The 25719-nt window shown below is 69.0% G+C and carries 25 protein-coding genes, 1 tRNA gene and 1 pseudogene; 11 read left to right on the top strand and 16 right to left on the bottom strand.

What is annotated here, in order from left to right; genetic code table 11:
• Nucleotides 1-109: 109 nt before the first annotated feature.
• A pseudogene (gene rfaD / locus VFY73_RS04190) lies at nucleotides 110-1090 on the bottom strand (ADP-glyceromanno-heptose 6-epimerase); the annotation flags it as partial.
• Nucleotides 1078-2088, bottom strand: coding sequence for a D-glycero-beta-D-manno-heptose-7-phosphate kinase (gene rfaE1, locus VFY73_RS04195; protein ID WP_329716659.1), 1011 nt, complete (start codon nucleotides 2086-2088; stop codon nucleotides 1078-1080). The gene rfaE1 and the pseudogene rfaD, both read right to left, overlap by 13 nt.
• Before the next feature lie 129 nt (nucleotides 2089-2217).
• Between rfaE1 and VFY73_RS04200 the strand changes: the two genes are divergently transcribed.
• Both VFY73_RS04200 and VFY73_RS04205 read left to right on the top strand, forming a co-directional pair.
• Nucleotides 2218-2293, top strand: a tRNA-Thr gene (locus VFY73_RS04200).
• A gap of 477 nt (nucleotides 2294-2770) precedes the next feature.
• Nucleotides 2771-3451 (top strand): sigma-70 family RNA polymerase sigma factor, encoded by a 681-nt coding sequence (locus VFY73_RS04205; RefSeq protein ID WP_329716660.1) that lies wholly within the window; start codon nucleotides 2771-2773, stop codon nucleotides 3449-3451.
• On the opposite strand, the gene VFY73_RS04210 is transcribed toward VFY73_RS04205, so the two are convergent.
• The 12 genes from VFY73_RS04210 to senA all read right to left on the bottom strand — a co-directional run bounded on the left by VFY73_RS04210 (nucleotide 3436) and on the right by senA (nucleotide 14111).
• Nucleotides 3436-4695 (bottom strand): MFS transporter, encoded by a 1260-nt coding sequence (locus tag VFY73_RS04210; protein WP_329716661.1) that lies wholly within the window; start codon nucleotides 4693-4695, stop codon nucleotides 3436-3438. The genes VFY73_RS04205 and VFY73_RS04210 overlap by 16 nt on opposite strands.
• Entirely contained in the window at nucleotides 4688-6610 is a 1923-nt protein-coding gene (arsN2, locus tag VFY73_RS04215; RefSeq protein WP_329716662.1) for an arsenic resistance N-acetyltransferase ArsN2, read from the bottom strand. The genes VFY73_RS04210 and arsN2 overlap by 8 nt, the downstream gene beginning before the upstream one ends.
• Complete coding sequence (locus tag VFY73_RS04220; protein WP_329716663.1) at nucleotides 6601-7083, bottom strand: MarR family winged helix-turn-helix transcriptional regulator; 483 nt, start codon at nucleotides 7081-7083, stop codon at nucleotides 6601-6603. Before VFY73_RS04220 ends, arsN2 begins: the two co-directional genes overlap by 10 nt.
• Before the next feature lie 112 nt (nucleotides 7084-7195).
• A complete protein-coding gene (locus VFY73_RS04225; RefSeq protein WP_414654392.1) occupies nucleotides 7196-7906 on the bottom strand; it encodes an aquaporin in 711 nt (236 codons plus the stop codon).
• A 9-nt stretch (nucleotides 7907-7915) separates the two neighbouring features.
• Nucleotides 7916-8410, bottom strand: a complete 495-nt coding sequence (locus tag VFY73_RS04230) for an arsenate reductase ArsC (RefSeq protein WP_329716664.1) — start codon at nucleotides 8408-8410, stop codon at nucleotides 7916-7918.
• 15 nt (nucleotides 8411-8425) lie between these two features.
• Nucleotides 8426-9304, bottom strand: coding sequence for a sterol desaturase family protein (locus VFY73_RS04235; RefSeq protein ID WP_329716665.1), 879 nt, complete (start codon nucleotides 9302-9304; stop codon nucleotides 8426-8428).
• Nucleotides 9305-9313: 9 nt separating this feature from the next.
• Nucleotides 9314-9823: an ArsI/CadI family heavy metal resistance metalloenzyme gene (locus tag VFY73_RS04240; RefSeq protein WP_329716666.1), complete on the bottom strand. Its 510-nt coding sequence runs from the start codon at nucleotides 9821-9823 to the stop codon at nucleotides 9314-9316.
• Nucleotides 9824-9848: 25 nt separating this feature from the next.
• The gene (locus VFY73_RS04245) at nucleotides 9849-10178 is read right to left on the bottom strand and encodes a metalloregulator ArsR/SmtB family transcription factor (RefSeq protein WP_329716667.1); all 330 of its coding nucleotides are present in this window, start codon (nucleotides 10176-10178) and stop codon (nucleotides 9849-9851) included.
• Between the two features lie 73 nt (nucleotides 10179-10251).
• The gene (gene phnE, locus VFY73_RS04250) at nucleotides 10252-11079 is read right to left on the bottom strand and encodes a phosphonate ABC transporter, permease protein PhnE (RefSeq protein ID WP_329716668.1); all 828 of its coding nucleotides are present in this window, start codon (nucleotides 11077-11079) and stop codon (nucleotides 10252-10254) included.
• Nucleotides 11076-11924, bottom strand: coding sequence for an ABC transporter permease (locus VFY73_RS04255; RefSeq protein WP_329716669.1), 849 nt, complete (start codon nucleotides 11922-11924; stop codon nucleotides 11076-11078). Before VFY73_RS04255 ends, phnE begins: the two co-directional genes overlap by 4 nt.
• Nucleotides 11921-12751, bottom strand: a complete 831-nt coding sequence (locus tag VFY73_RS04260; RefSeq protein ID WP_329716670.1) for a phosphonate ABC transporter ATP-binding protein — start codon at nucleotides 12749-12751, stop codon at nucleotides 11921-11923. Before VFY73_RS04260 ends, VFY73_RS04255 begins: the two co-directional genes overlap by 4 nt.
• Before the next feature lie 124 nt (nucleotides 12752-12875).
• A complete protein-coding gene (gene senA, locus VFY73_RS04265; protein WP_329716671.1) occupies nucleotides 12876-14111 on the bottom strand; it encodes a selenoneine synthase SenA in 1236 nt (411 codons plus the stop codon).
• Here senA and senB point away from each other — a divergent pair.
• The 4 genes from senB (at nucleotide 14106) to VFY73_RS04285 (ending at nucleotide 18382) form a co-directional block, all read left to right on the top strand.
• Entirely contained in the window at nucleotides 14106-15110 is a 1005-nt protein-coding gene (gene senB / locus VFY73_RS04270) for a selenoneine biosynthesis selenosugar synthase SenB (RefSeq protein ID WP_329716672.1), read from the top strand. The two genes, senA and senB, sit on opposite strands and share 6 nt — an antisense overlap.
• Entirely contained in the window at nucleotides 15097-16185 is a 1089-nt protein-coding gene (gene selD / locus VFY73_RS04275) for a selenide, water dikinase SelD (RefSeq protein ID WP_329716673.1), read from the top strand. The genes senB and selD overlap by 14 nt, the downstream gene beginning before the upstream one ends.
• Before the next feature lie 165 nt (nucleotides 16186-16350).
• Nucleotides 16351-17034, top strand: coding sequence for a hypothetical protein (locus tag VFY73_RS04280; RefSeq protein ID WP_329716674.1), 684 nt, complete (start codon nucleotides 16351-16353; stop codon nucleotides 17032-17034).
• Between the two features lie 88 nt (nucleotides 17035-17122).
• Nucleotides 17123-18382, top strand: coding sequence for an MFS transporter (locus VFY73_RS04285; RefSeq protein ID WP_329716675.1), 1260 nt, complete (start codon nucleotides 17123-17125; stop codon nucleotides 18380-18382).
• A 7-nt stretch (nucleotides 18383-18389) separates the two neighbouring features.
• Here the strand turns inward: VFY73_RS04285 and VFY73_RS04290 are convergent, their stop codons facing one another.
• Complete coding sequence (locus VFY73_RS04290; protein WP_329716676.1) at nucleotides 18390-19019, bottom strand: UPF0149 family protein; 630 nt, start codon at nucleotides 19017-19019, stop codon at nucleotides 18390-18392.
• 95 nt (nucleotides 19020-19114) lie between these two features.
• Here VFY73_RS04290 and VFY73_RS04295 point away from each other — a divergent pair, with 95 nt between their 5' ends.
• The 3 genes from VFY73_RS04295 to VFY73_RS04305 all read left to right on the top strand — a co-directional run bounded on the left by VFY73_RS04295 (nucleotide 19115) and on the right by VFY73_RS04305 (nucleotide 22083).
• Nucleotides 19115-20110, top strand: a complete 996-nt coding sequence (locus tag VFY73_RS04295; protein WP_329716677.1) for a Bug family tripartite tricarboxylate transporter substrate binding protein — start codon at nucleotides 19115-19117, stop codon at nucleotides 20108-20110.
• 13 nt (nucleotides 20111-20123) lie between these two features.
• Nucleotides 20124-20660: a methylated-DNA--[protein]-cysteine S-methyltransferase gene (locus VFY73_RS04300; protein WP_329716678.1), complete on the top strand. Its 537-nt coding sequence runs from the start codon at nucleotides 20124-20126 to the stop codon at nucleotides 20658-20660.
• 148 nt (nucleotides 20661-20808) lie between these two features.
• A complete protein-coding gene (locus VFY73_RS04305; protein ID WP_329716679.1) occupies nucleotides 20809-22083 on the top strand; it encodes a glutamate carboxypeptidase in 1275 nt (424 codons plus the stop codon).
• A gap of 30 nt (nucleotides 22084-22113) precedes the next feature.
• On the opposite strand, the gene VFY73_RS04310 is transcribed toward VFY73_RS04305, so the two are convergent.
• Nucleotides 22114-22716, bottom strand: a complete 603-nt coding sequence (locus VFY73_RS04310) for a hypothetical protein (RefSeq protein ID WP_329716680.1) — start codon at nucleotides 22714-22716, stop codon at nucleotides 22114-22116.
• Nucleotides 22717-22934: 218 nt separating this feature from the next.
• On the opposite strand from VFY73_RS04310, the gene VFY73_RS04315 reads away from it, so the two are divergent.
• Both VFY73_RS04315 and VFY73_RS04320 read left to right on the top strand, forming a co-directional pair.
• The gene (locus VFY73_RS04315) at nucleotides 22935-23666 is read left to right on the top strand and encodes a BPSS1780 family membrane protein (protein WP_329716681.1); all 732 of its coding nucleotides are present in this window, start codon (nucleotides 22935-22937) and stop codon (nucleotides 23664-23666) included.
• A gap of 42 nt (nucleotides 23667-23708) precedes the next feature.
• A complete protein-coding gene (locus VFY73_RS04320; RefSeq protein WP_329716682.1) occupies nucleotides 23709-25655 on the top strand; it encodes a B12-binding domain-containing radical SAM protein in 1947 nt (648 codons plus the stop codon).
• Nucleotides 25656-25719 lie beyond the last annotated feature (64 nt).

The following is a 25719-nucleotide window of genomic DNA, read 5'->3' on the forward strand; positions in this document are numbered from 1 at the left end:
ATCTCCCGTGTGCAACGGGGATTCTGCCGGTTCAGGCGGGGCGTCGGGCCAGGCGTGAAGCCTTCTGCGAAACAGCGCTGCGCGTCGGCAGGCCGTCGGTCGGGTTCATCAGCCACTGCGCATACAGCGCCACGCCGGTCGACACGTTGGTCATCGGGCGGGTGTAGCCAGCCTTGCGCAGTGCGCGCAGGTCCGCCTGCGTGTGGCACTGGTAGTGACCACGCAGCGCATCGGGGAACGGGGTGTAGCGCAGTTGGCCGGCGTCGACCAGTTTCGACAGCGCCAGCGGCTCGTCGCCGCGCGCCCCGCGGCAGCTGTTCAGCATCGAGGCAGCGACCGCATTGAACGGTTCGGCACGGCCCGAGCCGACGTTGAACACGCCGCTCGCGCCGCCGTTTTCGAGCAGCCAGAGGTTCACATCGACGACATCGCCGACCCAGACGAAGTCACGCTCGTGCGCGCCGGGGCCGTAGCCGTTGTAGTCGCCGAACAAGGCCACCTGGCCCTGGCACTGGAACTGGCCGAAGTGGTGGAACGCCACCGAGGCCATACGGCCCTTGTGCTGCTCGCGTGGGCCGTAGACGTTGAAGTAGCGCAGGCCGGCGATCTGGCTGCCCGCACCGGCGGCCAAGGCGCGCCGCACCGTCTGGTCGAACACCAGCTTGGACCAGCCGTAGACATTCAGCGGCCGCTCGTTGCCGGGCGTTTCGGCGAACACCGTCGAGCCGCCGTAGACCGCGGCGGACGACGCGTAGATCAAGCGGCTGCCCTGCGCGAGGCAGGCTTCGAGCAAGCGGCGCGAGCACTCGTAGTTGCGCGCCATCATGAGCTTGCCGTCGTGCACCATCGTGTCCGAGCAGGCCCCCTGGTGCAACACGGCATCGACACGGCCGAACTCGCCGCGCTCGAAGCGGGCGTAGAACTCGTCCATGTCGACATAACTCGACAGCTGCGTACCGACCAGGTTGCGAAACTGCTGGCCGTTGGTCAGGTCGTCGACCGCGATCACGTCGTCGATGCCGCGCGCATTCAGCGCATGCACCAGGTTGCTGCCGATGAAACCGGCCGCGCCGGTGACTACGACACGCATGATTCGTTGCGCTCCCGCGCCGTGCCGGCGCGCTTGGGCAAAGGGGTGGGCGCGGGGGCTGGCCCGGCTTCGCGCATGGCGGCCAGCAACTCTTCGCGGCTGACCGTCGAGGTGCCGAACTTGCCGACCACGATGCCGGCGGCACGGTTGGCCCAGCGCATCGCTTCAAACGCGTCGTCGCCCTGCGCCATGCGCCAGGCCAGCGTGGCCAGCACCGTGTCACCGGCACCGCTGACGTCGAACACCTCGCGCACCCGCGCCGGCTCGTGCACCATGCCGCGGCCATTGAACATCGTCATGCCGGCTTCGCCTTGCGTGACCAGGAGGTAGGTCCAGCCCAGGCGCTTGCGCAACGCCACCGCCTGGCGCTGGAACGCGGCGTCGTCGGCCCAGGGGCCGGCCACCGCCTTGAATTCACCCAGGTTGGGTTTGACCAAGGTGGCGCCGGCGTAGCGCGCCCAGTCCAGGCCCTTGGGGTCGACGAGCACCGGTCTGGATTCCTTGCGCGCAGCGTCGATCAGGTATTCGCAACGCGACAGCGCACCCTTCGCGTAGTCCGACAGCACCACCAGATCGTGCCGGTTCAGCAAGGCAACGTAGCGCTTGGCCAGGGTTTCCAGCATCCCGGGCAACGGCTCGCTTTCGAAGTCGGCGCGCAGCATCTGGTGCTGGCGCGCGACGCAGCGGATCTTCTGGATCGTCGGGTAAGCCGGGTCGGCGACACGCTCCAGGCGCACGCCGGCTTCGGACAAGATTCGTTCGAGCGCGTCGCCCGCCTCGTCGCGGCCCGCGAGCGTCAGCAGGGTGACCTGCGCACCGAGTGCGGCGAGGTTCAACGCGACATTGGCGGCGCCGCCGGCACGGTCATAGCGGCGCGTCACGCGCAGCACCGGCACCGGGGCTTCGGGGGAGATGCGGTCGACACTGCCGTCCCAATAGCGGTCCAGCATGGCATCGCCGACCACCAGGATGGGTTGGCTTTTTTCCACGACGGCCATGTTCCCATCGGGGCCAGGCCGGCAAGCCGCGGAAAAGACGGCCGTGCACGGGCCAGTTCCGGCGGGTACGTGCAGCCGAACAGGCAGGCGAGAAGAACACGAAACAGCTCTGCTAGAATCCCCGTTTTCGCCGGTGTAGCTCAGTTGGTAGAGCAGCGCATTCGTAATGCGAAGGTCGGGAGTTCGACTCTCTTCACCGGCACCAATGCCCACGGGCGCTAGCAGGTTGGTAACCGCTAGCGCCCGTTGTCTTTGGTGGGTCACGCTTCAGTCGTACCGATCGGCGAGACGCGCGCTGCCGCCGAGGCAGCGCAGGTCGGCCAACCAGGCCCTGCGGTGGCACTTCGGCCTGGCCGGGTCAGCCGAGTGGGCACCCTTGCATCCTTCTCGCCACTGCGTCGTCTATGCAGGTGGACGCTCGGCATCGTGCCGGGCGCACAACCCAGGAGTTCTGATGAACACCCCGACGACGCCCCCTACCCCACAGACACCCGCACCAGCCACCCTGCCGGCCGAAGCCAACGAACCCTGCTGCGACACCCGTACGCAAGGCACATGCTGCGACGCTGAGGCCAAGCCGACCTGTTGTGGGCCGGCTCCGGCACCGGGCCCGCGCTGCGGTTGCCAATGATCCGTGGCAACGCCGGCGGACGGGGTTGCCGTGGAGGATGATGCGAGAACGATGTCCAGCAACGACGTCTCCACCACCGAGCCCGTCGATCCCGCGGCAGCGGCGCGGACGTTCCGCGCAGCGCTGGTTCGCTTCGTGCGATCGAAGGTGACCGATTCACACGAAGCGGAAGACATCGTGCAAGAGGTGATGCTGCGCCTGCACCGCAGCGTGGGGCAATTGCGGGCCCGGCAGATGGTCGGCCCGTGGCTGTTCCAGATTGCGCGCAACGTGATCATCGATCACTACCGTGCGCGGGGCCGCAGGCCCGACACCACACCTCTCGACGACGAACTGGCGGACGCCGGTGGCGTTTCAGAAGCCGAACCCTCGGTTGGCTTCACCCGGCGCGACGCCACCCACTGCCTGGCTGGATTCCTCGAGGTGCTGCCGCCGCCGATGGCCGATGCTTTGCGCTGGGTGGATCTGGAGGGGCTCACCCACCGCGAAGTCGCGCTGCGGACCGGGCTGTCAGTGCCCGGCGTCAAGTCGCGCGTGCAGCGCGCGCGGTCTGCGGTGCGTGACGCGGTGGTGCGCTGCTGCGAGCTTGACTTCTCGCACCCTCAAGGTCTGGTCGAGTACCTGCCAGCCCAGGCACCGGCGTGCCCGCCGGCGTGCTCGCGCAGCTGTGCGAGCGAAGGCTGCGGCGCCGGCGTGCACCAGGAGGCAGAGCGTCCTCAGGCCGGTGCCTGAGTTCCCCCTGCCGTACCGGGGGGCGCCGCGGCGCGTCGGCGGACGGTCCAGGCGAAGACCGCAGCCGACGCCGCGGCAACGGCGGCCATGAGCAGCAACAGGTGCATCGGATCCGGCCACGTGAGCAATGCCAACGACGCGGCGATCGGCCCGGCGGCCTTGGCCAGCAGCACCGGTGTGGCCATCGCGCCGTTCACCGCACCGTAGTGCTGGCGGCCGTACAACTCAGCGGGGATCGCCCCTCGCACGATGGTCATGACCCCGTTGCCGCAACCGTACAGGAGTGCGAACAAGGCGAGTCCGGCGGGATGAGGGCCCACCCCTGCCAGCAGGGCGAGCGCCACGGGCAGCAGCCACATGGCGAGGACGCCCACGCGTGATGGGTGCAGCTTCGACAGGAAGACGAACTCGAGCACCCGGCCGAGCACCTGCATCGGCCCGATCAGCGCGCCGACCCATGCCGCCTGGGCGACTGTCAGCCCCTTGCCTTGCAACAGCGAGATCAGGTGGACCGTCATGGCCGAGAACACCAGCGCGTTGGCGGTGAACGCGCCGCACAGGCCGTAGAAGGTCGGATCGCGCAGAACAGTGTGAAGTGCGGGGCGGTTTGCCGGTACGGCCGCGGAAATGGCCCCTTCATCCGGCGCGGCTCGGCTGGCATGGCCGCCTGGCGGCAGCAGCCAGGCGTGCAGCGGTGCGCAGACCATCAGGTTCAGCAGGCCGAGCACCAGCAACGCCTGCTGCCAACCGTAGCCCTCGATCAGTGCCTGGGTCAGCGGCCAGAACACGGTGCTGGCGAATCCGCCAAAGAGCGTCAGCGCCGTGATGGCCTTGCGCTGGCGCTCTCGAAACACCTGCGCCAGCACCGCGAACGCCGGATCGTAGAGCGTGGCCGCCATCGCCACGCCGAGGCCTGCCCACACCAGATAGAGCTGCCAGATCTCGTGGACCTGGCCCAGCGCGATGAGCAGCAAGCCGGCGCCCACGGAACCGACGGTCATGACCCAGCGGCCGCCGTGTCGATCGATGAGGCTGCCGATCGGCGCCGAGGCCGCGCCGGCCGCCAGCAGCGCCACCGAGAACGCGCCAACGACAGTCGGTTGGTCGGCGCCGACGGCGCCTGCCAGTGCGCCGATCACCAGCGAGAAGGCGTAGTAGATCGAGCCCCAAGCGATGATCTGGGTGATGCCCAGGGCCACGACGATGGCCCATGGCTTGCGCACGTCGGCCAACCGATCAGCCACAGCAGCCAGTCCGCACCGCCGTGCCGGCCGCAGCCGCCGCGGCTGGCTTGGGCGGTGCGGTGCCGCAGCTCGAGCCGCAGCCAGACGATGCAGCGGCGACGGCGGCCGCCACGGCTGTCGCCGCGGAAGCAGCCGTTGCCGCCGGGCCCGGCGCGGTGCCGCAGCAGCCGCCGGCCGCACCATCCGACGGCGCCGACGGGCCGCCAACACTGCACACCCCCGTCTCGGGCAGGTCCAGCTCGACACGGTCCGCGGCCGCCCAGTCACCCGCGATCGCGGCGACGACGGAGCGCACCTGTTCGAAGCCGGTGGCCATCAGGAAGGTCGGCGCCCGGCCGTAGGACTTCACCCCCACGGTGTAGAAGCCGGCTTCCGGGTGCGACAGCTCGCGGTGGCCGTGTGGGCGCACGGTGCCGCAGCTGTGCAGGTTCGGGTCGATCAGCGGACCCAAGGCCTCGGTCGACTCCAGCCACGGGTCGAGTTTGAGCCGCAGTTCGCTGGCCACGCCAAGATCAGGCCGTTGGCCCGTTGCGCAGATGATCTCGTCGATTCCCTGCACGCGGATCCGCTGCCCCTTGGCATCCAGGCCTTCGACGGTGAGCGTGGGGCCATGGCGCTGAATCGTGTCGATGCGCAGGCCGCTGAAGAATTCCAAGCCGGCTTGATCACGCAAGCGGCGCAAATCGGCGCCGAGCTGGCCGCGCGCCGGCAAGGCATCTGCGCTGCCGCCGCCAAACACGCGCGCCAGCGTTGGTGTGCGCACCGACCAGGCGAGCTGCGTGTCCGGCACCGTGCGCGCCAACTCGGCCAGGCCCAGCAAGGCGTTGGCCGCCGAGTGGCCGGCACCCACCACCAGCGTGCGCTTGCCGGCGTAGCGGCTGCGGTGCGCGCCGAGAGTGTCCGGGATGCCGTAGAAGATCCGGTCGGCCGCATCGCGCTCGCCGAGGGCGGGCAGGCCGTTGGCGCCCAGCGGGTTCGGCGTCGACCAGGTGCCGGTCGCGTCGATCACGGCGCGGGCGCGGAACTGCACGGGTTCCCCGTCACGGCGACCGCGGATCACGAACGGCGCCGCGTCGCGACCGGCCGTCTTGACCTTGTCGAAGCCTTCGCGGCTGATGGATTCGACGCGCACGCCCAGGTGCAGTGCCTTGGCGACCTCGGGCAGGGCGGCAAAGGGCTGCATGACCTGCTCGACGATCTCACGTGCCAGCGGCAGCGCCTGGTCGTCTGCCGGGGCCTGCCAACCGGTGGCCTTCAGCTGCTCGGCCATCGCTTGATCGATGTTGTAGCGCCATGGTGAAAACAGCCGCACATGGCCATAGTCCAACAGGTTGGCACCAACCGAGGCGCCGGCTTCGAGGATCAGCGGCGTGATGCCTCGCTCGATGAGCCGGGCCGCGGCCGCCAAGCCCACCGGACCGGCGCCGATCACGGCCACGGGCAGGTCTGCCGGCGCGTCGGGGGATTCGATCAAGGTCAAACCCATCAGCGTCGCGGTGGCCGGGCAGGCGCCCTGGAACTCCGCCGAGGCCTTCAGCGCTTCGGGCACCAGCTGGCGGTCCATCGGCGCGAAGCCGAAGCGCGGGAAATACGCCGCCGCGGTGGTCGTCAGCAAAAAGATATGGCGGATCTGGCGCCGGCGCGCCTGGTCGATGAGGGTGCTGACCAGCGTGCGGCCGATGCCCATGTGGTGCAGACCCGGCGCGACGGCCACGGAGCGCAGCAGGGCGGCGTCACCGCGGACTTCTGCCCCGGCCACGCCGAGCACTTCGCCCGCACGGTGCGCCACCACGAAAGTCGAAAGATGGTCCTGCGCACCGTCCAGCGGCAGCTGGTTGGCCTTGAGCAGCGATGAGATGGCGGGCCAATCGGCCGGTCCGGCCTGGCGGACGGAAAACGAAGTGTTCAGCGACATGATGAAGATTCCTTGCGATCAGAGACGGGCAAACAACAGGTGGCGGAGGTGTCCTGGCGGAGCTGCTTGAGCAGCACCAGGAGCGCGTGGCGGACCTGTTGGCGGTCTTGGGCGCCCAGACCAGCAAGCAGTTGCTCGGCGTGGCCGTCGAGCGTGGCGTTGAGCGTCTTCACGCGGCGCTTGCCGGCGGCCGTCAGTGTGACGATCCAGCTGCGGGCATCGGCCGGGTTCGGTTCCTTGGCGACCAGCTCGAGCTCGACGAGGCTGTCCACTGCCCGGCTGATCCAACTCTTCTCGAGCAGCAGCCGGGCGCCGAGCTCGACCATCGGCATCGGCCCCGAGCGGCCCAGCTCGGTCAGGATGTGGCACTGGGTACTCGTGGTCTGGCAGCAATCGGCCACCACACGCTGAGCCCGGACATACAGGCGCGCGACCTCGCGCAGCAGCTCGCCGGTCTGAGCGGATTCGTTCATTTCGTTGTGTCCAGCAACCATCTGTGCGCACGATAGACTCCGCAAATTATGTTGTCAATAGCAACTACTTCGGCGAAAGGAGCGGACCCGAAGGTCCGCCGCGTTTGACGTTCTACTTTCTCGCGGTTTCGCCTTCTGCCCCGGAAGCCTCGATGACGTTGGGGTGGCCGGCCGGATGCAGCCGCGGCTCGAACAGGTGGTGCAGCGCCAGGCCGATCGCGGCACCACCCAACTGGGCGGCCATGAAGCCCGGCGCGCTCGCCGGCGCGATGCCGGCAAAGCTGTCACTGAACATGCGGCCGAAAACGGCTGCAGGGTTGGCAAACGAGGTCGAGGCGGTGAACCAGTAGGCCGCGCCGATGTAGGCCGCGACCATCGGTGCGGCGCGCCCTGCCGGCGCCCGCAGGATCACCAGCAGCAGCCCGGCGGTGGCCACGCCTTCAGCGACCCATTGGCCCGTGCCGCCCCGCAGCTTGGCCGACCATTGCAGGACGGGCAGGTCGAACATCACGTGGGCCAGCCATGCACCCAGCATCGCGCCGAGCAGCTGAGCCGCGATGTAGGGCACCAGCGCTGCCCTGGGAAGCTCGCCACGCCAGGCCATGACGGCGCTGACGGCCGGGTTGAAGTGCGCGCCGCTGATCGGACCGAACACTTCGATCAGGATGTACAGGCCGCCGACGGTGGCCAGCGTGTTGGCCAGCAGCGCGATCGCGACGTTGCCGCCCGACAGGCGCTCGGCCATGACGCCCGAGCCGATCACGACGGCCAGCAGCAGCGCCGTGCCGAGCGCCTCGCCGGTGAGTTTGCGTGGCAAGTCCATCAGCCACCTTCAGCTCTTGACGATGTCGGCCAACGCCTGCTGCAGCTCGGCGTTGCCCATCGACGCCAGCGGCAGCGCGAGCAGCTGCAGCATGCGATAGCCGATCGCCTGGCGGGTCAGCTCGAAGGCAGTCTTCTTGCCTTCATCGCCGCCCAGCGCATTGGACGGATCGGGGTAGCCCCAGTGGACCTTGACCGGGCTGCCCGGCCAGTACGGGCACTGCTCGGCCGCGGCGCTGTCGCACACGGTGATGACGATGCGCATCTCCGGGGCGCCGGGCTGGGTGAACTCATCCCAGCTCTTGCTGCGGTAGCCGCTCACGTCGACACCCGCGTTGCCGAGCGCTTCGAGCGCAAACGGATTGAGTCGACCGCTCGGCGCACTGCCGGCACTGAAGGCGCGCACGTCCTTGCCGAGCTTGGTGGCCAGGTGGTTCAACATCCCCTCGCTCAGCACGCTGCGGGCCGAGTTGTGGGTGCACAGGATCAAGACGTTGGTGGTCATGGGCAAAGTCTCTGGCTAGACCCGGCAGCACGCCGGCGTGAAAATCGACAGCAGTTGCTGCAGGTACGGCGCCTTCGCCGGGTAGCCGCTGCCGTCGCCGAACAGCCCGACACGCGCCGGCTGGCCCGGCTGGTGGCGGAAGGTGCCGAACAGTTGGTCCCACAGCACCAGCGCGCTGCCGAAGTTCGAGTTCGCTTCCTGAGGCTCGGCCGAGTGGTGCCAGCGGTGCAGTTCGTTGGTGCTGAAGACATGGTTCAGCCAGCCGTTGTGGGTGCGCACGTTCAGGTGCTGCAGCATCACCACCGGCTGGGTCAGCGCGACGGCACCCAGCAGCACCTCTGGCGGCACCCCGAGCAACAACAACGGCAGCAGACTGACGGCGGCGTTGGCCAGGTGGTTCAACGGGTGGAACCTGAAGTTGTTCAACCAGTACAGCCGCTCGCTGCCATGGTGCAGCGCGTGCAGCCACCACAGCGCGGCGACCTGGTGATGCGCACGATGTGACCAGTACTTGCTGAATTCGATCCACAGCACAGCGGCCACCACTTGCAGTGCAAACGGCGCCGCACCGAGGAACCACCCGTCACCGGACGGAGCCAGGGGAGCCAGCAGCACCAGCGCCACGATCGGCAGCACGGCCTTCAGCAGCGGGTCGACCACGCCGATCAGCACCACGGCGCTGGTGGCATCGGTGCCGGTGTCGTCGTTCGACAGGCGCCAACGCGGATCGAACGGCGCGAGGCGCTCGAGCCAGACACCGGTGGCCAACACCAGCACGCTCCAGCCCAGCACCACCCCTTCCAGCGGCCAGCCCCATGCCAGGCTCGCAGCGAAAACGGCCACGCTTCCGCCCACTGCCAGCAGGTACAGCTGGCGCGTCAAGAAATTGATCACGGTAGAACCTCAGCAGCAGGAAGACGCGGGTTTGTCTGCCGTCACGGCAATGCCGATGGGCTTGCCTCGCGGCTTGGGTGTGGCAGGGGTGACGCAGCAGGCGCTCGCGTCAGGAGCGGCCGTACCGGCTGTGGCGGGGGCCTTCTGGCTGAACACCGGGATGTCTGCCAGCGTGTGGAAGTGCTCCCAGGCGATGCCTTGGGGGTCGGTGACCCAGTGTTTCTCGCTGCGGGCGTAGCAGCAGGTGGTTTCGCCTTCGTCTTGCAGCGCCATGTCGGCAGCTTCCGCACGGGCCTTCAGCTCGGCCAGTTCTTCGGCACTGTCGGTCTGAATGCCCAGGTGGTCAACACCAAGCGTGCCGCCGCGGGTGGAGATCGCGAAGTTGATCCGCGGGTCTTCCAGCATCCACTTGGCGTAGTCGCTCTCGACGCGAATGGGCTCGGCACCGAACATCTTCGAGTGGAAGGCAATGCTCGTGGGCAGGTCTTCGACATGGGCGTGGACGTGGAATCGCTTCATCGCAGTCTCCTGAAGGCAAATGGGGTCAGCAGCTGCTGCACGACGGCGCGGCCGTCGCTTCGTCGCAGTTCATGCCGCGGCAGCAGTTCTCGGTCAGATAACCGAGCAACGCGTTCATTCGGTCGAACGCGGCCCGGTAGATGATGTGGCGGCTCGCCCGCTCTTGCGTCACCATGCCGGCGTTGGCCAGCTCCTTCAGGTGAAACGACAAGGTGTTCTGCGGCACACCGAGCGCGTCGGCCATCGTGCCCGGCGTCAAGCCCTCGCGACCGGCCACGATGAGTGCCCGGAACACTTGCAGGCGCACCGGCTGGGCCAGCGCGGCCAACGATCGAACGACAGCTTGCTCATCCATAGTTCCATGGTAATGGAATCATTGAATACTTGCAAGCCATTCGACCGCCTGGTGACTGCCCCACCCCAGCGTCTCATCGCGTCATCAGCCGTCGCAAGAAGTAGCTGAACGCATCCACGCAGCCCACCAGGACGAGCATCGCGATCAAGATGGTCGCCGTCTTGTCCATGTGGAACAGGCCCATGTGGAAAACCAGCAGTTGCCCCAGGCCACCGGCGCCCACCACGCCCAGCACGGCCGCCGCGCGGATGTTGTTCTCCCAGCGGTACAAGGTGTAGCTCATCAACTGGGGCAGCACCTGCGGCAGCGTGGCGTACAAGAAGACCTGGCCTGTGCGCGCCCCTTGGGTTCGCAGCGCGGCGCCGGGCCCCGCGGGCGCATTCTCGATCGCCTCGGCGAACAAGCGGCCCAGCACGCCGGTGGTATGCACGGCCAGTGCCAACGTGCCAGCAAATGGCCCCAGGCCGGCGGCGATCAGCAGCAGCGTGGCCCACACCAGCTCCGGCACCGATCGCAGCGCGTTCAGCAGCAGCCGGGTCGGTGCGCGTGCGCGGGAGGGGTCCTGCACGTGCAAGCGACTCGCGGGCAGCGCAAGCAGCAGACCACCGGCACCCGCCAACACCGTGCCCAAGGCCGACATCGCCAGTGTTTCCCAGGTGGCCAGGAGCACCTGCCGCACGAACGGCAAACTCAGGTCAGGCGGAAAGAACTCGCCCATGAAGCGAGCCATGCCGTGCGCCGCATCCGCTGAGAAAAACTGCGCCCACTGCAGGTCCAGCGACCAGAAACTGGCCACCACCAGCACCAGCAGGCCCGCGGTGAACCAGCAGGCCTTGCAGCGCGCGTCGAAGATCGTCGGCGGCAGCTTGTACGGCGGGTTGGCTGCGCGACGCGGCGTCATGCCAGGGCCTTTCGTAGCCAGGTGCTGGTTCGATCGGCCAGCGCCACGAGGCCGAAGAACACCAGCAGCATCGTGCAGACTTCGTCACCGGCGAACATCTTCATCGACCCGTCGAGTTGCTGGCCCAGGCCGCCCGCACCGACGAACCCCAGCACCACGGTCGAGCGGATGGCGCATTCCCAGCGGTAGACGGTGTACGAGACCAGCTCGCCGGCGTTCTGCGGCAACAACCCGAAGCAGAACGCCTGCAATCGGCCGCAACCATTGCGCAGCAGCGACTCGGTCGCGTGCACCTCGCCGCTTTCGAGGATCTCGCCGTAGACCTTGCCCAGCATGCCGCCGTAGGTCAACGCGATCGCCAACACGCCGGCTGTCGGCCCGAGGCCCACGACCCGCACGAAGACCAGCGCCCAGACCAGCTCGGGCACGCTGCGCAGCACGATCAGCAGGAACCTGACGGCCTGTCGCACCCAGAATGGCACGGCCGCCATGCGCCCGCGCAGCGCCGACACCGACAGCACCCGCGTCGACATCAACGTCAGCGGCAACGCGATGACCAACGCGAGCGTCATCCCGGTGGTTGCCATGGCCACCGTGCGCCAGGTTTCCCGCGCCACCATCGTCAAAAAGTCCGGCGACAGCGCCGGGGGCACGAAGCTGCGCAGGAACTGGCTGGTGGCCTGCAGGCTGCGCCCGTCGGCAACCTGCCAGGGCTTGAATTCGGTGGCGACGAGCAGTGGCCACAGCAGCACCAGCGTCGCGCCCAGCCAGAACAGGCGCCCGAGCCATGCCGGATCGCGCGTCGGCGGGTCGAGCGCCGCCCGCAATGGGGCGCCCCCCTTCATCGGCAGTGCATCACCACGGGCACCGGCACCGGTTCGGCGACCGTGGCCGGTGCGGCCTCGCCACCCAGTTCGTCCTCGTGGCGCTCGTAGAGCTTTTCGAGCCTTTTCCGCGTCACCTCGTGCGCCGGCAGGTCGAACGCGATCTGCCCGTCACGCAGGCCGACGATGCGCGGGAAGTGCGCGAGCGCCGCGTCCACCTGGTGCAGGCTGGTGACGAGCGTCACCTGTCGCTCGTGCGCCGACTCGATCAGCGTGGCCAGGGCCTGGCGGGCGCGCGTCGGGTCGAGCGACGACAGCGGCTCGTCGACCAGCCAAAGCTGGGCCGGCGACACCAGCGCACGCGCCAGGCCGACGCGCTGGCGCTCGCCGCCGGACAACCGGTCGACCCGCTCGAACAGCTTGTCGTCGAGGTCGAACCGAACCAGGGCCTCGTAGGCCGCCGGGATGTCGGCGGGGTAGAACAGCGAACGCAGGCTGGCCAGCAGCCCCATCGCCGGCAGGCGACCGGCGAGCACCGCCGTGACCACGCGTTGACGCGGCGGCAACGGGGGCACCTGCGGGGCGAGAAAGAGCCGGCCCCGCAGGCGATGCAACTCGCGGGTGGACAGGCGCCATGGTGATTGATCACCCAGTCGATAGTCACCCGCCTCGGGCGGCAGGGCACAGGCCAGCACCTGCAGCAGCGTCGTCTTGCCCGCCCCCGAGGGCCCGATCACCGCGACGTGCTCACCATCGGCGACCTGCAGATCGAGCGCTCGCAGGGCTGGCGGCGCACCGGTGCGTGCGGCCGGGTGCCGTGCATCCACCTGCGCGAGTTGCAGTCTCATGGACTCGCCTCCGCCGCCACCAGCGCCGGTGCGCCGGGGATCGGTTCATGGCCCATCAGGGCAGCTTGCGGGGGGGCCATGCGCACGGACTCTATCCGGAAGACCATCGAGGTGCTCGTGCGGCTCAAAGCCGGCAGGTCCTGAACCCTGCTGGCACATCGTTGCGCCAGGCCATGAAGAAGTTGCGGTAGCGCGGGTGCCGCATCCGCGGCTGGGTCATGAACGAGGCGCCCCGCAGCACCGGCCGGTCGCCGAACCAGGGAGCCGAGTAGTCGCGGTAAGGGTGCGGCTCGAAGCCCGGATAGGGCTGGAACACGCTGGCCGTCCATTCCCACACCTGGCCCCAATCGAAATCATCGGACCGTTCGATGGCCGCACGTTCCCACTCGGCTTCGGTCGGCAAGCGGCGACCGGCCCATCGGCACCAGGCGTCGGCCTCGAAGGCCGTCAGGTGGCACGCCGCCAAGCGCAGGTCCAGGTCGCCCCATTCACCGTGCCGCCATTGCTGCCAACCCGAGCCTTGGCGGCGTGTGTAGCGCGGCGCGACCGGGCGCTCGCGGGTGATCCACGCACGACCGGCTTCGGACCACCACTGCAACTGGTCGTAGCCCCCCGATTCGACGAATGGCAGGTATTCGGCCCAACGCAGCACCCGGCTGTCGATCTGCGTGGCCGGCACGGCCGTGTCATGTGGCGCCAACTCGTTGTCGAAAGCGAAACCACGATCGGCAACGCCCAGAGTCCACCGACCGGCGTCGAACGCCAACTGAACGCAATCGTCAGGCAGCGGCGTGGCCTGCCAGCGCCGATCCTCGATCGGCACACCCAGGCTTTGCGCCATGTACAGCGCCGCCTCGTGGTGCATGTCTTCATGCAGCAGCGCCAGACGGAAAAAGTACAGCGCGGCATCGTCGTCACCCGCCTCGCACAGCAGGGCCAACGTGGCGTCGAGCTGCAGCCCCAGGTCGGCGCGCGTGTCGGCCGCATCGGGCAGCGGCAGCGTCCAACGCGCAGCGTGGGCCACGGTGCTGGAGTTGTACAGCTCGTCGCAACGGGGCCGCACGCAAGCCGACCTGTGCGCCGCCGGATCGGCGCGCAGGCCCAGCTGGCGGTGCGGGTTGCGCGCCAGCCAGAACTCCTGGAACCAGCCGATGTGGCCAAGCTCCCACAACGGCGGGTTCAGCGTTTCATGGCGCGGCACCGCCAGGGCTTCGAGCCGCTGTTCGAAGACTTGGAAGCTGGACAAGGTGTCCCGGCGACTGGCGGTCAGCGCAGTCGCTAGCCAGGCGGCGCCGGCCTGGCGCGCTGCCTTCCCTTCTTCGTGGCCTGGCGGCTTCGGGTTAACCTTGGAGTGGTGCATCGCTGCGACATCGTCATCGTGACACCGGCGCTGGCCGACGCCAACAACGGCAACTGGCAAACGGCGCGCCGCTGGGCGCACATGCTGTCGGCAGCATACCGTGTGCGCCTGGCCGCCGCCTGGGGCGGTGGCGACGAGGCCCTGATGATCGCGCTGCATGCTCGCAAGTCAGCCGCCTCCGCCGCGCAGTGGCGCGAACAGCGCCCCACCGCGCCGCTGATCGTGACCCTCACCGGCACCGATCTGTACCGCGACATCCTGGGCGACGCCGCCGCGCAGGCCTCGTTGCACAGTGCCGATCGACTGATCGTGCTCAACGCGCTCGGGCCGCAGGCCTTGCCCGCTGCCTTGCAGCCGAAGACCTGTGTCGTCCTGCAGTCCTGCACCGCGCGCCGCCCCCTCGCCAAGACACCGATCCACCTGCGCGCGCTGATGGCCGGGCATCTGCGCGAAGAAAAATCGCCCGCCACCTACTTCGCGGCGGCACGCCGGTTGGCCCACCGTGCCGACATTCGGCTCGACCATGTCGGTGCCGCACTCGACCCGGCCTTGGGGGCCCAGGCGGCGACCCTGATGGCCGAGTGCCCCGGATACCGGTGGCTGGGCGCCTTGCCGCACGCGGCAACCCGGCGGCGTATCCAGTCGGCCCACCTGCTGGTGCATCCAAGCCGGATGGAAGGCGGCGCGCATGTGGTGATCGAGGCCGTGCGCAGCGGCACGCCGGTACTGGCGTCACGCGTCGACGGCAATGTGGGGCTGCTCGGGGAGCATTACGACGGCTACTTCCCCGTGGGCGATTCGCGGGCACTCGCGGCCCTGCTGGAGCGAGCCCGCGACGAGCCGGCTATGCTTGCGCGCCTGAAGCAGCAATGCGATGCGAGAGCCGACCTGTTCGCCCCGGCGCACGAAGCGGCTGTCTTGCAGATGCTGGTCGCCGACCTGCTCGGGCGGCCGGCGGCCGTGCCCCACCCACTCAAGCCCTGCCATGAATCCACGTGACCCGTCCGCCACCGCCACGGCACCCGAGCCGACCGAGCCTCGCCTGACGTCGCTGTCGCACGGCGGTGGCTGCGGCTGCAAGATCGCGCCTGGCGTGCTGTCGGAGATCCTCAAAGGCACGGCTGCGATGCCGGTGCCCAAGGAGCTGCTGGTGGGGATCGAAACGTCCGACGACGCGGCGGTCTACCAGCTCAACGACGATCAGGCGCTGATCGCCACCACCGATTTCTTCATGCCGATCGTCGACGATCCGCACGACTTCGGACGCATCGCCGCCACCAACGCGATCAGCGATGTCTATGCGATGGGCGGCCGGCCGATCCTGGCGTTGGCGCTGGTGGGCATGCCGATCAACGTGCTGTCGACGCGGACCATCGGCCGCATCCTCGAAGGCGGCGCATCGGCCTGCCGGGCGGCCGGCATCCCGATCGCCGGTGGCCACACGATCGACTCGGTCGAAGCAATCTACGGACTGGTCGCGCTGGGCCTGGTGCACCCGAAACACGTCAAGCGCAACGCCGATGCACAGCCTGGGGACCTCCTGGTGCTGGGCAAGCCGCTGGGCGTGGGGGTGATGTCGGCGGCGCTGAAGAAAGGCGCGCTGGGCGATGCCGGCTATGCGCAGATGATTGCCTGCACGACCCAGCTCAACACCCCGGGGCCCGACCTGGCCGCGTTGCCGGGTGTGCATGCCTTGACCGACGTGACCGGCTTCGGCCTGGCCGGCCATGCGCTGGAGATGGCGCGCGGCGCCCGCTGCGAAGTGCAACTCGACTGGTCGGCCGTGCCTTTGCTCACCGGGGCCAGAGGCCTGGCGGCACAAGGCTTCGTCACCGGCGCTTCCGGGCGCAATTGGGCGGGCTACGGCGCCGAGGTGGCGCTGCCGGGCGACTTTGCGGCCGAAGACAAGGCCTTGCTGTGCGACCCGCAGACCAGCGGTGGCCTGCTCGTGGCCTGCGCGCCGGATGCCGTGGACGCCGTGCTGGCGGTCTTCAACCGCCACGGCTTCGGCCAGGCGGCAGTGGTCGGGCGCATCGCGCCGGCAGGCGGCACGCCTGAGCTCGTCGTCCGCTGAGCCGCGCGGCCCCAGCCCTGCGACCAACCGCCCCGCCTTGGGGCGGCGGCGGTTGTAACCGAGCCAATTCCTGCGCAGCAGCGCACAGCCACCGCGGAAATACCCGGCTTTTCTCGCTCAACGGGCCGCTGCGCTTGACGAAGATGCCAGCAACAGGAGTCCTCTGTGCGCAAATACCTGCTGGCCTGCTTCACGGTGTTCACGTCCCTGGCGGCCACGGCTGCCGACCTCACCGCCACCGAGATGCGTTGGCTCAAGGGCGCCTGGCCGGTCATCACCTACGCCGAAGAGACCAAACTGCCGCTGGACATCGTTGTGCAGCCGCAGCCCACGCCGGGGCAGGCGCCGCTCGCACTGGGCTTCGTCGACGGCCGCTGCAAGCTGGTGCTGTCGATGCGCGGCAACCCCGAAGCCGAGGCCACACTGGACCGCATCGCGCCGGAGCTGCTGAACGTCACGCTGGAACTGATGGCCGCGCACGAACTGGGCCATTGCCGGCGTTACCTGGATGGCGCCTGGATGGGCCTGCCGGCCGGGTTCACCGCGGTCGAGCCCGAGGGCCTGAGCCCCGAGTTGCGCAATGCCTACCGCAACATGAAGGGCACCCGCCGCGAGGAAGGCTATGGTGATCTGGTCGGCCTGGCCTGGACGCAGCAACGCCACCCCGAGGCTTACAAGCGTCTGCACGCCTGGCTGCTGAAGGAGCGCTCGAAAGACCTGATCCCGGGCAGCCACCACGACACGCTCGCATGGGTGAGGTTGGCCACCGATGGCCGGGTCCTGGCCGGCGCCACGCCGTTTGCCGGCGCCGACGGGCTGTGGAAGAGCGGCCTGACCGCACACGAATGACCGCCCGGTCCTGACGGTCGCGCGCGCCGGCCCTGTGCGGGCCGCGTCGCCGCGGATTGCTGCGCGGTCGCCGATACTGCGGCCCGCCATGCCGCCCGCGCCCGCGCCCGCCCCCACCGATCCGAAGATCGCCTTCCGCCGCGTCCTCGGCGCCGAGGCGGTGTCCAACCTCGGCAGCATGCTCAGCCGGTTGGCGATCCCCTGGTTCGCCACCTTGGCGCTCGACGCCACGCCTTGGCAGATGGGCTGGTTGCTGGTGGCCGACGTGGCTGCCGGCGCGGCCGGCGCACTGTGGCTGGGGGGCTGGGTCGACCGCCAGCCCGCCCGCCGCGTGATGTTGTTGACCGACGGGCTGCGCGCGCTGTTGCTGCTGACGCTGGCCGGCCTCGCAGCCGCCGGCTGGCTGAGCTGGTGGATGCTGGCGTTGGCGGCCGGCCTGAGCGGGCTGTGGAGCGTCGGCTTCGAGCTGGCGCGCTCGGCCTGGCTGGCCCGAGCCAGCGCGAGCCAGACGCTGGCCGAGCGCAACGCTGCCTTGTCCGCCACCGGCAGCGTGGTCGAGGCCGTGGCCTTCGGCATCGGCGGCTGGCTCTACCAGGGTCTGGGCGCCGTGGCCGCGTTGGCGCTCGACGGCCTGAGTTATCTCGCTTCGGCCCTGTGCCTGCGCGGCGTACCGGAAGCCCGACCTGCCGCAGGCGAGCCCGAAGCCCACCCGCCGGCGGCCAGCCTCTGGCCCGACGTGCGCACCGGCTTCACGACCCTCTGGCAGCACCCGGCCCTGCGCAGCCTGGCAGGCATCGAGGCCTTGACGGCGCTGGCGGTGAGCGTGACCGGCACGAGCTACATGATCTATGTCTCGCGCGACCTCGGTCTCGCGCTCGGCCCGCTGGGCATGGTGTTTGCGCTCGGCGGCCTCGGTTCGCTGGCCGGTGCCGCCCTGGCGCCAGCGCTGGGGCGGCGTTGGGGGCCGGGTCGCGCGATGACGTTGGGGCTGGCGGCGATGGCCGTCGGCGCCTGCTTCATTCCGCTGGCGTCTGGCGCCGGCTGGGGCGCCTTGGTCTTGCTGGCCCTGCACCAGCTGGTCGGCGATGCCGGTCACACGCTGCGCAACGTGCACGACGCCACCTGGCGCCAGACCGCTGCGCCGCCGGATCGGCTGGCGCGCGTCGACGGCAGTCTGCGCAGCATCGGGCACGCCGTCACGCTGGCCGGCGCGCTGGGTGGCGGTGCGGCAGCGACCGCCTGGGGCGCTCGCACGGCGCTGGCCGTCTCGGCCGGATTGTTGGGCCTGGCGGCGCTGGCCAGCTTTACCTGGCTGGCGCGGCGCCGATCGGCGCCGGTGCCCGCTTGACGCCAGTTCAGCGCGGCGCGCCGTGGCGCCGGGCGTGCATCGCCAGCACGGCGGCAAACACCTCGCGCGCCATCGCGTCGCGCGCCGCCGGGTCGGCCAGCGCTTGCGCTTCTTCGCTGCCAGTGTCGGGCAGTTCGTCGTCACCCAGCAGCGCGATCGTCGCCAGCCCCGGGCCCAGCTCGGCGTCGGCCTGCCAATCGGCCCAGGCATCGGGCTGCAGGTCGACCGCCTGCAGGAAACCGGTGCACCAGTCCTGCGCGTCGACCCACTCTTCACCGTTGGCTTCGACGATGCTGAACAGCGGCTCCCAGTGCTTGGGGTGGTCGCGCAGCTGGCAGGCAATGGCCTGCAAATGGCGCAACGTGAACAGGGTGGCACGCTTGCGCTGGCGGTTGCTGGCAAATGGCTCGCCGTTCGGGCCATCGCCACCCCAGATCAGCGGCAGCCAATCGGCCGTGGGCCTTTGGTCCAGCCATTCGGCCGGGCCCAGCAGCATCGCGGTCAGGTAGCCGTCGACGCCCTCGAGGGTCATCGCGCCGTCGGCCGGCAGCGCCAGCAACAGCTCGTCAAAGGCTTCGAGTTCGTCGTCGCCCAGCGGCGAGTTGTTCGAGGCGCGGTCGAATTGTGGGTAATTCATGATGGGCGGTCATTGTGGCGCAGCGAGCGCCGGCCGCACGCTGATTTCGACTCTCAGTTACGCTGGCGCCCTCAAGCCCGAGGAGGAGATCCCGCATGCCCAGCCTGTCCCGATTCAGCCGCCGCCAAGGCCTCGCCGCCGCGCTGGCCCTGGCCACCACCGCATTCACCGGGCTGGCGCAAGCCGAGCCTCTCACCGGCAAGACGCTCAAGCTGCTGGTGGGCTTTCCCGCCGGCGGCGGCACCGACGCCATCGCCCGCGTACTGGCCGAGAGCCTGAAAGACGAGCTGGGCGCGACGGTGATCGTCGAGAACAAGCCCGGCGCCGGCGGCCAACTCGCCGCGCAGACGCTGAAGGCTGCGCCTGCGGACGGAACCACGCTGTTCCTCAGCCACGACCACTCGATTTCGATCCTGCCGCAGGTCGTCAAGACACCCGGCTTCGATCCGGTGGTCGACTTCGTGCCGGTGGCCGGCTTTGCCACCTTCGTCAACTCGTTCGCGGTCTCCGGCGGCACGCCAGCCAAGTCGTTCAACGAGTACGTTGCCTGGGTCAAGAGCGCCGGTGGTGGCAAAGGCGCGGTCGGCGTGCCCGCGCCCGCCTCGGTGCCCGAGTTCCTGGTCAAGCTGATCGCCGAGAAGTACAAGCTCGACCTGGTGGCCGCGCCGTACCGCGGCAGTGCACCGATGATGGCCGACATGCTCGGCAACCAGATCGCGGCCGGCGTCGGCTCGGTGCCGGACTTCATCGAAAACCACAAGAGCGGCAAGCTGCGCATCGTTGCGGTGCTGGGCGGCACGCGCCAGCTGGCGCTGCCCGATGTGCCGACCTTCGCCGAGCTTGGCTTGGCCGGCTTTGAAGACGTGCCCTACTATGGCGTCTTCGCCCCCGCGGGCACACCCAAGCCCGCACTGGACCAGTTCTCCACGGCGCTGGCCAAGGTGCTGGCCAAGCCGGCGGTGCGCGACCGCCTGACCGCGATGGGCCTGACGGTCGGCCACATGACGGGCGAACAGCTCGGCAGCCGCGAGCGCGCCTACACCGCCACCTGGGCCAAGATCATCAAGGCCACCGGCTTCGTGCCGCAATAGCGCCACCACGTCGATGAGCGGCTTCGCCTTCTTCGACACACCGGCCGGCCTGTGCGGGCTGGCGTGGAACGACGCGCTCGAAGTCTGCGGCGGTCAGTTGCCTGAGCCCACGCCTGAACTGACGCGACGGCGAATGCAGCAGCGCTTTCCTGGTCTGCGGGAGACCGAGCCGCCACCAGCCATGGCACAGGTGCTGCGCCGCCTGGCCGCTGCGCTGCAGGGCGCGCCGGACACGCTGGACGACGTGCCGCTGGCCGATGCCGACGTGCCCGTGTTCAACCGCCGCGTCTACGCGCTGGCGCGGCAGATCCCACCTGGCCAGACACGAAGCTACGGCGAACTCGCCGCCGAGCTGGGCGGACCGGCCGTGGCCCGCGCCGTCGGCCAGGCGCTGGGCCGCAACCACTTCGCGTCACTCGTGCCCTGCCACCGAGTGATGGCCGCGCGTCACCAGGCGGGTGGTTTCTCGGGCCCCGGCGGCCTGCAGACCAAGCTCAGGCTGCTGCAGCTCGAAGGCGCCCAGCTCGGCGACCAGCCAGGTCTGTTCTAGCCGACGCCAACAGGCTCGGACAGTCCGGCAACCGGACGAGCCCGACGCAGTGGACCTAACGCATGAAAGACGAGGTATCGCGCGGCAGCACCTGGTGGTGCGTTGCAGCGCTGCCGGCTGCCCCGGGTTGACGGCAGAATCCCGGGCCATGAAGACCTACCTCCGCACGCTGTTCGCCGGGCTGTCACTCTTCGCGGCGTGCCTGGCCGTTGCCGCACCCGCCTCACAGCAGCAACTGCAGCAACTGGCGCGGCAAGAGCAGCCCGCGTTGCTTGAAACACTGCGTGCGTTGGTGGAAGTCGAGTCGGGCAGCAAGGACCTGGAAGGCCTGGCTCAGTTGGCGGGGCTGATCGCCGCCAAGCTGAAGGCGCTCGGCGGCGAGGTCTCGCTGATCGAGCCGACCGATCTGTACCGCATGGAAGACACGCCGGCACGCGTGGGCTCGATGGTGAGGGCCGAATTCAAGGGCCGTGGGACCAAGAAGGTGCTGTTCATCGCCCACATGGACACGGTGTACCTGAAGGGCATGCTGAAGGACCAGCCATTCCGCGTCGAAGGCAACAAGGCCTATGGGCTGGCCATCGCGGACGACAAGCAAGGGGTGGCGACGATCCTGCATGCCATCGCCCTGCTGAAGAAGGCCGGGATCGATGAGTACGGCACGCTCACCGTGCTGATCAACGGCGACGAGGAGATCAGCTCGCCTGGGTCGCGCGCCGCCATTTCGAGCCTGGCGGCCGACCAGGACATGACGCTGTCCTTCGAAGCCGGCAACACGCAGGGCGGCGTGCGCCTGGCCACCAGCGGCATCGGCGCGGCGTACCTGTCGGTGGAAGGCCGGGCCTCGCATGCCGGGTCGCGGCCGGAGGGTGGCCTCAACGCACTGACAGAGCTCGCCCACCAAGTGCTGCAGATGCAGGACTTGTCCGAGCCGGGAGCCGGCCTGAAGCTGAACTGGACGATGGCCCAGGCCGGGACGAACCGAAACGTGATCCCGGCCGGCGCCACGGCCCAAGCCGACGCACGCGCGCTGCGCGTGGCCGATTTCGATCGGCTGGAGAACGAGATGCAACGGCGCCTGCAGAACGGCCGGGTGCCAGGCGCGAAGGTCCAGCTCAAGTTCGAGGTTCGCCGCCCCCCGCTGGAAGCCACCGACGCGTCGCGGGCGCTGGCCAGGCGCGCCCAGGCGATCTATGGCGAACTCGGCTTGCCCATGAAGGTGGCGGACGTGGCCACCGGCGGTGGCACCGATGCCGCATTCGCGGCTCTGCGAGCGCGCGGCCCGGTCATCGAAGGGCTGGGGCTCACGGGTTTCGGTGCGCACTCCAACGATGCCGAACACGTGGACACGGACACGATCGTGCCCCGGCTGTACCTGGTGGCACGGTTGGTCATGGAAGTGTCCGCCGGTCGTGCACCGTGAACGCGCAGGCGACACACGCCGGCAGTGCCCTCAGGGCCCCGGCACGGTCTCGCGCAGCTCGACCCGATCGACGTAGAACAGGCCGCCATTCGGATCCTGGTTGTAGATGACCATCGTGTCGGTGGCGCCGGTCGAATCGGTGCAGACACGCAGTTGCTCCCATTCGCCATGCTTGGTGCTCCAGCTCACCGGGCCGGTGTTGCCGCCGCTGGACTGCATCGCCACCTGGCCCTTGGCCACCTTGACCCAGGCCGAAAACATGTAGGTCTTGCCGGCCGTGCCGGGGATGCTCTGGAACACCCCACCCTCGTTACCGCCGGCCCTGAACTTGAGCATCAGGTTGCCGTTGGCGCCCGGGGCGTTGGACGGCACCAGCGTCGAGCAGACCTTGGCGCCGCCGTTGCTGCTGTGCATCGTCCAGCTGGCGGCGGCCGAGTCGGTCGAGCCGGTGCGTGGCGTCCAGCACGTTTCGGTGCCTGCGGGCACACCGGGCTGGGCGGTCTCGAAGCTGCCATTGACCGCCGTGTTGCCGGTGACGAAGCCGATCGGCGGGCAGTAAATGGAGGCTGGCGAGCCGGCCTGGGCGGAGGCGGCCAAGACCCACAGGCTGGCGGCGACGAGGTGGTACTTCATGCGGTTCTCCCGAGGTGCGAGGGGGTTGCCAGCCCCTGCGGCCGGCGGCGCCAGTGTGGGTGGCGCGCTTGCCGGCGCCCATCCCGGGGGCTAGGGGACCGCGGCGTGTCCGGTTTGGCGAGGGAAATACGAAATAGCCCCCGCGCCCATCGGCAGCGCCGGCGAAAACGGCTATCGTGCGGCGCGTGGCAAAAGCAGCCAGGGAACAGGAGATTGCAATGGTGAACATCAACGAAGGTGGCGTTCAGGCACGCAGCGTCGACGCGGGCCGTGGTATCAACTGGTGGAGTGACGGCTGGGCGCTGTTTCAGAAGAACGCCGGCATCTGGGTCGTGATCGCCTTGATCTTGCTGATCGGTGCCGTCGTGCTCAGCTTCATCCCCTTTCTCGGCGGGCTGGCGACGACGTTGTTGTGGCCGGTGGTGACCGGCAGTTGCCTGCTGGCTGCACGCAAAAGTGAGTCCGGCGACAAGCTCGATGTCGGTGACCTGAGCCTGGGCTTCAAGGAGTCGCTGAACCCGCTGCTGGTGCTGGGCGCGCTGTGCCTGGCCGCCATCGTCGTCATCATGGTCGTGATGGGCGTGCTCGGTTTCGGCGCCATCATGGGCATGGGCGCGGCCGGCGCATCGCAGAGCATGGCCGGCATGATGGCCGCGGCCGGTGCCGGCCTGCTGGCGCTGCTGGTCGGACTGGCGCTGTCGATCCCGGTGATCATGGCGCTGTGGTTCTCGCCGGCGCTGGTCGTCTTCCGCGGCGTGCCGCCGGTGGAAGCGGTGCGCGCCAGCTTCGCCGCCTGCCTGCGCAACATCGTGCCCTTCCTGCTGCACGGCATTGTGTTTCTCGTCGCGGCGATCGTCGCGTCGATCCCGTTCGGCCTGGGCTGGCTGGTGCTGCTGCCGCTGGTGACGTTGACGATGTACTCGTCGTACAAGGACGTCTTCGGCAGCTGACCCGCCGTGCCGGCCGGGCGGCGGGCACAATTTCGACTTCGAATGCCTGCCGCCGCCCCCGCCCCTTCATCGCCGCTGCGCGTGCTGTCCGTCATCCCGCCGATGACGCAGCTGAACACGCCGTACCCGTCGACCGCCTACCTGACCGGTTTCCTGCGCTCGCGCGGGGTCGATGCCGTGCAGGAAGACCTTGCACTGGCGCTGGTGCTGCGCCTGTTGTCCGCCGCCGGCTTGCTGCAGCTGCGTGATGCCGTGCAGGCCCTGCCCACCGCGCGGCACACCGCGCAGACGCGGCAGTTCATCGACGAGTTTCCGCGCTACGAAGCGACGGTGGCGCGCGTGATCGGCTTTCTGCAGGGCCAGGACCCGACGCTGGCCCACCGCATCAACACCCGCTTCTTCCTGCCCGAGGGCGAACGCTTCCGCTCGCTGGACATCTACAGCCAGCTCTACGCCGACGACGCCGACCCGCTGGCCTGGGCCTTCGGCGCCCTCGGCCTGCAAGACCGCGCCCGCCACCTGGCCACGCTGTACCTGAACGACCTGGCCGATGTGCTGCGCGACGCGGTGGACCCGCGCTTCGAGTTCGTGCGTTATGCCGAGCAACTCGCCACCAGCCAGCCCAGCTTCGACCCGCTGGCCAGCGCACTCGCGGCGCCGCCGAACCTGATCGACGACACACTGCGCCAGCTGACGCTGGAAGCGCTCGATCGCCACCACCCGCAGGTCGTGCTGCTGTCGGTGCCCTTCCCTGGCGCGGTCTACGCGGCGCTGCGCATCGCACAGACCATCAAGGCCAAGCGGCCCGAGACCACCACCGTGCTGGGCGGCGGCTTCGTCAACACCGAGCTGCGGGAGCTGGCCGAGCCGAGGTTGTTCGACCACATCGACTACGTGACGCTCGACGCCGGCGAGCGCCCGCTGCTGGCGCTGCTGGAGCATCTGCAGGGCAAGCGCTCGGCCTCGCGCCTGGTGCGCACCTTCACCCGCGAGGCCACCACGGGCCAGGTGCGCTACACGAACTGGGCCGAGCCCGAGGTGCCGTTCGACGAGGTGGGCACGCCGACGTGGGACGGCCTGCCGTTGAACCGCTATCTGTCGCTGCTGGACATGCTCAACCCGATGAACCGGTTGTGGAGCGACGGCCGCTGGAACAAGCTCACCGTCGCCCAGGGCTGCTACTGGAAGAAGTGCAGCTTCTGCGACGTCACGCTCGACTACATCTCGCGCTACGAGGCGGCTTCGGCCAGCACGCTGGTCGACCGCATCGAGGCCATCGTCGGCGAGACCGGCCAGACCGGCTTCCACTTCGTCGACGAAGCGGCACCGCCGAAGGCGTTGCGGGCGCTGGCCGAGGAGCTGCAACGCCGCCAGGTCGAGATCTCGTGGTGGGGCAACATCCGCTTCGAAAAGACCTTCACGCCATCGCTGGCGCAGCAACTGGCCGACAGCGGCTGCATCGCGATCTCCGGCGGGTTGGAGGTGGCGTCGGACCGCCTGCTGGCGCTGATGAAGAAAGGCGTCTCGGTCGAGCAGGTCGCGCGTGTCACCAAAGGCTTTGCCGATGCCGGCATCCTGGTCCATGCCTACCTGATGTACGGCTTCCCGACCCAGACCGTGCAAGACACCGTCGACGCGCTCGAATACGTACGCCAGCTGTTCGAGAACGGTTGCATCCATTCGGGCTTCTTCCACCGCTTCGCCTGCACCGTGCATTCGCCGGTCGGCAAGAACCCCGAGGAATACGGCATCACGTTGCTGCCATTGCCCGACTCGCCCTTCGCAAAGAACGATGTCGGCTTTGTCGACCCGACGGGAGCCGACCACGACGCACTCGGCAAGGGCCTGAAGAAGGCGATCTACAACTACATGCACGGCATCGGGCTGGATGAAGACGTGCGCGCCTGGTTCACCGACGTGCGCGGCAAGGTCCCCCGCTCGACGGTGCCCAAACAACGCATCGCACGCAGCCTGGCAACGACAAACTGATCACATCTCTCTACACTGTGGCCATCACGGCGCCGTCACGCCACACGGCGACCGCCCCTCGAGG

Source organism: Ideonella sp. (assembly GCF_036277275.1).
Classification (GTDB): Bacteria; Pseudomonadota; Gammaproteobacteria; order Burkholderiales; family Burkholderiaceae_C; genus Ideonella.

What these genes read in the sequence shown, in the direction of transcription:
- VFY73_RS04290 (WP_329716676.1), bottom strand. Translation starts at nt 19,019, where the DNA reads ATGAATTACCCACAATTCGACCGCGCCTCGAACAACTCGCCGCTGGGC.
- senA (WP_329716671.1), bottom strand. Translation starts at nt 14,111, where the DNA reads ATGCACCACTCCAAGGTTAACCCGAAGCCGCCAGGCCACGAAGAAGGG.
- VFY73_RS04205 (WP_329716660.1), top strand. Translation starts at nt 2,771, where the DNA reads ATGTCCAGCAACGACGTCTCCACCACCGAGCCCGTCGATCCCGCGGCA.
- VFY73_RS04295 (WP_329716677.1), top strand. Translation starts at nt 19,115, where the DNA reads ATGCCCAGCCTGTCCCGATTCAGCCGCCGCCAAGGCCTCGCCGCCGCG.
- VFY73_RS04310 (WP_329716680.1), bottom strand. Translation starts at nt 22,716, where the DNA reads ATGAAGTACCACCTCGTCGCCGCCAGCCTGTGGGTCTTGGCCGCCTCC.
- VFY73_RS04230 (WP_329716664.1), bottom strand. Translation starts at nt 8,410, where the DNA reads ATGACCACCAACGTCTTGATCCTGTGCACCCACAACTCGGCCCGCAGC.
- rfaE1 (WP_329716659.1), bottom strand. Translation starts at nt 2,088, where the DNA reads ATGGCCGTCGTGGAAAAAAGCCAACCCATCCTGGTGGTCGGCGATGCC.
- VFY73_RS04260 (WP_329716670.1), bottom strand. Translation starts at nt 12,751, where the DNA reads ATGAGACTGCAACTCGCGCAGGTGGATGCACGGCACCCGGCCGCACGC.
- VFY73_RS04220 (WP_329716663.1), bottom strand. Translation starts at nt 7,083, where the DNA reads ATGAACGAATCCGCTCAGACCGGCGAGCTGCTGCGCGAGGTCGCGCGC.
- arsN2 (WP_329716662.1), bottom strand. Translation starts at nt 6,610, where the DNA reads ATGTCGCTGAACACTTCGTTTTCCGTCCGCCAGGCCGGACCGGCCGAT.
- VFY73_RS04245 (WP_329716667.1), bottom strand. Translation starts at nt 10,178, where the DNA reads ATGGATGAGCAAGCTGTCGTTCGATCGTTGGCCGCGCTGGCCCAGCCG.
- phnE (WP_329716668.1), bottom strand. Translation starts at nt 11,079, where the DNA reads ATGACGCCGCGTCGCGCAGCCAACCCGCCGTACAAGCTGCCGCCGACG.
- VFY73_RS04315 (WP_329716681.1), top strand. Translation starts at nt 22,935, where the DNA reads ATGGTGAACATCAACGAAGGTGGCGTTCAGGCACGCAGCGTCGACGCG.
- VFY73_RS04240 (WP_329716666.1), bottom strand. Translation starts at nt 9,823, where the DNA reads ATGAAGCGATTCCACGTCCACGCCCATGTCGAAGACCTGCCCACGAGC.
- selD (WP_329716673.1), top strand. Translation starts at nt 15,097, where the DNA reads ATGAATCCACGTGACCCGTCCGCCACCGCCACGGCACCCGAGCCGACC.
- VFY73_RS04300 (WP_329716678.1), top strand. Translation starts at nt 20,124, where the DNA reads ATGAGCGGCTTCGCCTTCTTCGACACACCGGCCGGCCTGTGCGGGCTG.
- VFY73_RS04255 (WP_329716669.1), bottom strand. Translation starts at nt 11,924, where the DNA reads ATGAAGGGGGGCGCCCCATTGCGGGCGGCGCTCGACCCGCCGACGCGC.
- VFY73_RS04225 (WP_414654392.1), bottom strand. Translation starts at nt 7,906, where the DNA reads ATGGACTTGCCACGCAAACTCACCGGCGAGGCGCTCGGCACGGCGCTG.
- VFY73_RS04285 (WP_329716675.1), top strand. Translation starts at nt 17,123, where the DNA reads ATGCCGCCCGCGCCCGCGCCCGCCCCCACCGATCCGAAGATCGCCTTC.
- VFY73_RS04320 (WP_329716682.1), top strand. Translation starts at nt 23,709, where the DNA reads ATGCCTGCCGCCGCCCCCGCCCCTTCATCGCCGCTGCGCGTGCTGTCC.
- VFY73_RS04305 (WP_329716679.1), top strand. Translation starts at nt 20,809, where the DNA reads ATGAAGACCTACCTCCGCACGCTGTTCGCCGGGCTGTCACTCTTCGCG.